Source organism: Bradyrhizobium sp. (genome assembly GCF_049691595.1).
In the GTDB taxonomy this organism is placed as follows: Bacteria; Pseudomonadota; Alphaproteobacteria; order Rhizobiales; family Xanthobacteraceae; genus Bradyrhizobium.
Genome location: NZ_JBAVNZ010000536.1, coordinates 1 through 5,480 on the forward strand (window position 1 = coordinate 1; position 5,480 = coordinate 5,480).

The window sequence follows — 5,480 nt, forward strand, 5'->3', positions numbered from 1 at the left end:
GACGTGAGAGGCGGCTGCCGCGGCGCCGGCCGCCAGCATTTCCTCGTGGCCCGCGACGGAGACCGCAAGCTGCTTGACCAGCACGCCAAGCTCGTTGATTTCCCCGACCACGTTCTGGAAGCGGTCCGCGCCGGCGGAATTCGCCGACACCATCTTGCCCTCGATGGCGGCGAGCCTGCGTCCGAATTCGGCGACCTGGCGCGCCAGATCGGCGGTGCCGCGCGAAAGGTCCGCGATCTGGCCGCCGACATCGGTGCGGTCGCGCAGCCGCATCGAGACGGCGTTGTAGAGGATCAGGAAGGTCAGCGCGGTCAGCGCCACGATCGCGGATTCCGACCCGCTGATCCCCGCCACCGAATACAGCACAAGACCAAGGGAAGTTGCGACCAGCACCATGCAGATGGCGATGAAGATCGTCGAAATGCGAATCATGCGCGCGCTAACTCCCCCCGGCGACACAACCTTATCACCAATGTTGATTCGGGTGGCTAGTGTTGTTTTGAGACGGCCGGAAACCGAGGGTCCAGGTGTCGAACGTTGGGAGTCCGCCGGTGCGTTCCCCGGATGCAGCGCAGCGCCGTCAGCGCGTTCACGCGCGTCTTTGACGCGCTATGCCTTCGCGGCGTGGTGCGCTGCTGATCCGGGGTCCATCTGCTTGGGTCGTTTGCTTTGGGTCCCGGCTCTGCAGCGCACCGCCAAAGAGGCGCTGCGCTGCGTCCGGGACACGGGAGCAGCGTGATGTAAGAAAAATCTACGCCACCGCGCGGATCACCTTGGCGACCTTGCCGATGATCTCGCCGATCTGGTCTTCGCTGACGATCAAGGGCGGCGTCAGCGCCAGGGTGTCGCCGGCGATGCGCAGCATCAGGTCGTTGTCGTGGAATGCGCTGTTGAGCGCATCGAAGCCGCGTTTTCCCGGCAGGTCCGGCCGCGGCGCGAGGTCGATGCCGGCGGTCAGACCCACGGTGCGGATGTCGACCACGTTGGGCTCGCCCTTCAGCGACATCGCCGCGTCGGCGAATTTCGGCTCGAGCTTGCCCGCGCGCTCGAACAGATTTTCGTCGCGGTAGATGTCGAGCGTGGCGAGCGCCGCGGCGCAGGCGATCGGGTGCGCCGAATAGGTGTAGCCGTGGGTCAGCTCGACCACATGCTCGGGGCCGCTCATGAAGGCGTCGTGAATGGTGTCGCGCACCAGCACGCCGCCCATCGGCGCCGCACCGTTGGTGATTCCCTTGGCGAAGGTCAGCATGTCCGGCACCACGCCATAGCGTTCGGCGGCGAAGGCGAAGCCGAGGCGGCCAAAGCCGGTGATGACCTCGTCGAAAATCAGGAGAATGCCGTGCTTCTGGCTGATCTCGCGCAGCCGCTTGAGATAGCCCTTCGGCGCCGGCAGCACGCCGGTCGATCCGGCCATCGGCTCGACGATGACGGCGGCGATGGTAGAGGCGCCGTGCAGGTTGACGAGGCGCTCCAGTTCGTCGGCGAAATGCGCGCCATATTCCGGCTCGCCCTTGCTGAAGGCCTGCTTGTCGCGGTCGTAGGTGTGCGGCAGATGATCGACACCGGCGAGCAGCGTGCCGAACATTTTTCGGTTGTTGACGATGCCGCCTACCGAAGTGCCGCCAAAACCGACGCCGTGATAGCCGCGTTCGCGGCCGATCAGGCGGGTGCGGGTGCCCTGGCCGTTGATCTGATGATAGGCCAGCGCGATCTTGAGCGCGGTGTCGGCGGCCTCCGAACCGGAGTTGCAGAAGAACACGTGATCGAGGCCGGCGGGCGCGAGATCGGCGATGCGGCTGGCAAGCTCGAACGCCTGGGGAATGCCGAACTGGAACGGCGGTGCGTAATCCAGCGTCTCGGCCTGCCTGGCGATCGCGGAGGAAATCTGGCCGCGGCCGTGGCCGGCGTTGCAGCACCACATGCCGGCGGCGGCGTCGATGATCTTGCGGCCATCGACCGTGAAGTAATGCATGTCCTTGGCGCCGGCGAGCAGCCGCGGGTTTTTCTTGAAGGCGCGGTTGGCGGTGAACGGCATCCAGTGCGCGGCGAGGTCGTTCGGGACATTGACGGCGGCGGGGTGGGGGCTCTTGTCCAGCATGGGGGCCTCTTCTGAGTTTTAAGGCGTTTGGGTTGTCCGCAGGGTATCAGTTTCGGCGCGGGACGGGAACGCCGGCGGCCACGATATTTCCGCACAACCGGGCGGTCGCGCGGCCTGCAACCTAGAGATCGCCGGCCGCGATCCAGAACGCTTCGCCGTCGGAATCCTCGGTATCGAGCCAAAGCAGCGGCAATCGTGGATAGGCGGCTTCCAGGCGCGCGCGGCCGCGGCCGATTTCGCACAGCAGCCCGCCCCGCGGCATCAGGTGCTGGCCGGCCTGATCCAGGATGCGCCTGACAATATCCAGCCCGTCGGCGCCGCCGTCGAACGCAAGTTTCGGCTCGGCGCGGCATTCGCGCGGCAGGCCGGCCATGCCTTCGGCATCGACATAGGGCGGATTGGCGATGATGAGGTCGTAGCGCTTGCCGCCGATCGGCCCGAACAGGTCGCCCTGGTGCAGCGTGACGCGCGCCTCAAGTCCGTAATCGCCGACATTGCGCGCGGCGACCTCGAGCGCGTCCTTTGAAAGATCCACCGCATCGATCCCGGCATTCGGAAAATTCCGGCTCGCCAGGATCGCAAGACAACCCGAACCGGTGCAGAGATCGAGCAGGTTTTCCACCGACAGGGGATCGTCGATCAACGAACCGGTTTCCGCGCCGTCGCCGCCGAAATGGCTGTCCAGCAATTCGCCGATGAAGGAACGCGGCACGATGGTGCGCTCATCGACGTAAAAGGGCAGGCCGCGCATGTAGATCTTGTTGACGAGATAGGCGGCGGGTTTGCGGGTCGTGACGCGGCGCTCGATCACATCGAGCAGCTTGTTTCCCTCGGCGGCGGTGACACGCGCGGTCGCAAAGGTCTCGAACCGTTCGGGATGCAGGTGCAGCGTCTCGCAGACCAGGAACGCGGCTTCCGCGACCGGATCGGTGGTGCCGTGGGCGAACACCAGTTCGGCCTCGGCGAAGCGGCTGACGGCATAGCGGACGAAATCGAGCAATGTCAGCAATTCGCCGGCTGCGACCCTGGGCGATTTCGATACGGCCCGGCCGCGCGTCGCCACCGGCTTGCTGCGCTTGGTCATCAGGATTTGGTCCAGCGCGCCGCCGCGGCGTCATCATGGTCGCGCGCCTCGACCCAGTCCGTGCCTTTGGCGGTTTCCCCGCGTTTCCAGAATGGCGCGCTGGCCTTCAGGTAATCCATCAAAAATTCAGCCGCCTGGAATGCCGCCTGCCGGTGCGCCGATGCCGCCAGCACCAGCACGATGTTCTCGCCCGGCGTGATGCGGCCGACCCGGTGCACGACGGTGAGGCCGGTCAGCGGCCAGCGCGATGTCGCCTCCTCGGCATGGCGCCTGATCTCGGCCTCCGCCATCCCGGGATAATGTTCGAGGGTCAGCGCCGCGATCGGATCGCCATTCTCGCTGCCCCGGCAGATACCGCTGAAACTGACGACGGCGCCGATATCGGTGCGGCCTTCGGTCAGCGCCGCAATCTCCCGCGCGATGTCGAAATCGGCTTCCTGGATGCGGATGGTCGCGGCAACGGTCATCGGACGGCTCAGCCGCCGGTCATCGGCGGGAAGAAGGCGATCTCGCGGGCGCCGGCGATCATCGCATCGGGCCTGACATGGGCGTGGTCGATCGCGGCGCGGATTACCTTCGGCGTCTCGAAGGCATAGGCATAAGTCTCGCCGCGCTTCGCCAGCCAGCCGATCAAATCGTCCACGGTTCGGACCTCCGGCGGCGGCTCGACGGTTTCTTCGGACTTGCCGATCCGTTCGCGCACCCAGGCGAAGTATTTGACCTTCATCCCTCATCCTCCTTGATGAGGTGATGGATGCCGGCGCGAAAATAGTCCCAGCCGGTATAGATCGTGAGGATCGCCGACGTCCACAGCAGGACGATCCCGATCAGGGTGGTGACGGCCAGGAACTGCTCGCCCGCCTCGCCGGCGATCAAGAAACCGATCGCAACCAGCTGAACGGTGGTCTTCCACTTCGCGAGCTTGGTGACGGGGACGCTGACCCGCAGCGCCGCGAGATATTCGCGCAGGCCCGACACCAGGATCTCGCGGCACAGGATCACGATGGCGGCCCACAGCGTCCAGCCATGGATGCTGTTGTCCGCCGCCAGCATCAACAGGCAGGAGGCGACCAGCAATTTGTCGGCGATCGGATCGAGCATCCGGCCAAACGCCGACTGCTGGCCCCAGATTCGCGCATAATAGCCATCCAGATAATCGGTGACGCCGGCCGCGATGAATACGGCCAGCGCCACCCAGCGCAGCCACAGCGGGCCGTCCATGACGGATTGCGCGAAGACGCAGCCGACCACCACCGGAATGGCGGCGATACGGGCGTAGGTCAGGATATTCGGCAGCGACAGGCTCTTGGCCGGTCCCCTGGTGGTCGCGATGTTCATCCGTCTTACCAATACCGCTCCGGCGTGAAGGTCAACCGGGGCGCTCAACATGGTCTGCCGCCGGCGACGCCCTGATGACTCAAAACCCCGTTTAACCCGGTTGCGCGTGGAAAAACTCGAAAATCTTGCGGGCGCTTTCGGCGCTGACGCCGGGGACCTTGCCGAGGTCGGCGATCGAGGCCCGCTCGATCTCCTTCAGCGTTCCGAAGTGGTGCAGCAAGGCACGTTTGCGTGACGGGCCGATGCCCGGAATTTCCTGCAATCCGGCTTCGCGGATGTCCTTCTTGCGCAGCTTGCGGTGCGAGCCGATCACGAAGCGATGCGCCTCGTCGCGCATCCGCTGGATGAAATACAGAACCGGGTCGCGCGGCTCGAGCTTGATGGCCTCGCGGTCCGGCATGAACAGCGTCTCGCGGCCGGCGTCGCGGTCGGGCCCTTTTGCCACCGCCAGCAGCGAGACCTGCGTCAGCCCGAGGCTTTCGAAGATCTGCCGGACGGCATTGAGCTGGCCCCGGCCGCCGTCGATGATGACCAGATCGGGCCATTGCGGAAACGAATCGTCGTCGGCCTTGGTTGCGTCGCTTTCCGCGGGCTTCAGCAGCCGCTTGAAGCGCCGTTCCAGCACCTCGCGCATCATCGCGTAATCGTCGCCGGGGGTCAGGCCCTCGGACTTGATGTTGAACTTGCGGTACTGGTTCTTGATAAAACCGTCCGGTCCGGCCACGATCATGGCGCCGACCGCGTTGGTGCCCTGGATGTGGCTGTTGTCATAGACTTCGATGCGCTTGGGCGGGTGCGGCAATCCGAGCGTGGTGACCAGCCCCTGCAGCAGGCGGCCCTGGGTCGCGGTGTCGGCGAGCTTGCGGCCGAGCGCTTCGCGCGCGTTGGTCAGCGCATGCGTGACCAGCTCCTTCTTTTCGCCGCGCTTGGGCGTGGCAACTTCGACCTTGAAGCCGGCCT

Annotated in this window: 6 protein-coding genes and 1 pseudogene; all 7 read right to left on the minus strand. The window is 65.5% G+C overall.

Annotated features, from left to right (window positions below; translation table 11 throughout):
- Positions 1–432: pseudogene (locus WCE35_RS21665) on the minus strand (EAL domain-containing protein); the annotation flags it as partial.
- A gap of 319 nt (positions 433–751) precedes the next feature.
- Complete coding sequence (locus tag WCE35_RS21670) at positions 752–2,098, minus strand: aspartate aminotransferase family protein (RefSeq protein WP_424595362.1); 1,347 nt, start codon at positions 2,096–2,098, stop codon at positions 752–754.
- 121 nt (positions 2,099–2,219) lie between these two features.
- On the minus strand, positions 2,220–3,182 hold the full coding sequence (gene prmB / locus WCE35_RS21675; protein ID WP_424595363.1) for a 50S ribosomal protein L3 N(5)-glutamine methyltransferase: 963 nt from the start codon (positions 3,180–3,182) through the stop codon (positions 2,220–2,222).
- Positions 3,182–3,649, minus strand: a complete 468-nt coding sequence (locus WCE35_RS21680; RefSeq protein WP_424595364.1) for a molybdenum cofactor biosynthesis protein MoaE — start codon at positions 3,647–3,649, stop codon at positions 3,182–3,184. Before WCE35_RS21680 ends, prmB begins: the two co-directional genes overlap by 1 nt.
- 8 nt (positions 3,650–3,657) lie before the next feature.
- Entirely contained in the window at positions 3,658–3,909 is a 252-nt protein-coding gene (moaD, locus tag WCE35_RS21685) for a molybdopterin converting factor subunit 1 (protein WP_424595365.1), read from the minus strand.
- Entirely contained in the window at positions 3,906–4,520 is a 615-nt protein-coding gene (gene pgsA, locus WCE35_RS21690) for a CDP-diacylglycerol--glycerol-3-phosphate 3-phosphatidyltransferase (protein ID WP_424595366.1), read from the minus strand. Before pgsA ends, moaD begins: the two co-directional genes overlap by 4 nt.
- A 91-nt stretch (positions 4,521–4,611) precedes the next feature.
- Positions 4,612–5,480 (minus strand): excinuclease ABC subunit UvrC (locus WCE35_RS21695; protein WP_424595367.1); only part of this gene is annotated, 869 nt, incomplete at its 5' end.

Coding starts and splice junctions, on each gene's coding strand:
- moaD (WP_424595365.1), bottom strand. CDS start 3,909: ATGAAGGTCAAATACTTCGCCTGGGTGCGCGAACGGATCGGCAAGTCC.
- prmB (WP_424595363.1), bottom strand. CDS start 3,182: ATGACCAAGCGCAGCAAGCCGGTGGCGACGCGCGGCCGGGCCGTATCG.
- WCE35_RS21680 (WP_424595364.1), bottom strand. CDS start 3,649: ATGACCGTTGCCGCGACCATCCGCATCCAGGAAGCCGATTTCGACATC.
- WCE35_RS21670 (WP_424595362.1), bottom strand. CDS start 2,098: ATGCTGGACAAGAGCCCCCACCCCGCCGCCGTCAATGTCCCGAACGAC.
- pgsA (WP_424595366.1), bottom strand. CDS start 4,520: ATGAACATCGCGACCACCAGGGGACCGGCCAAGAGCCTGTCGCTGCCG.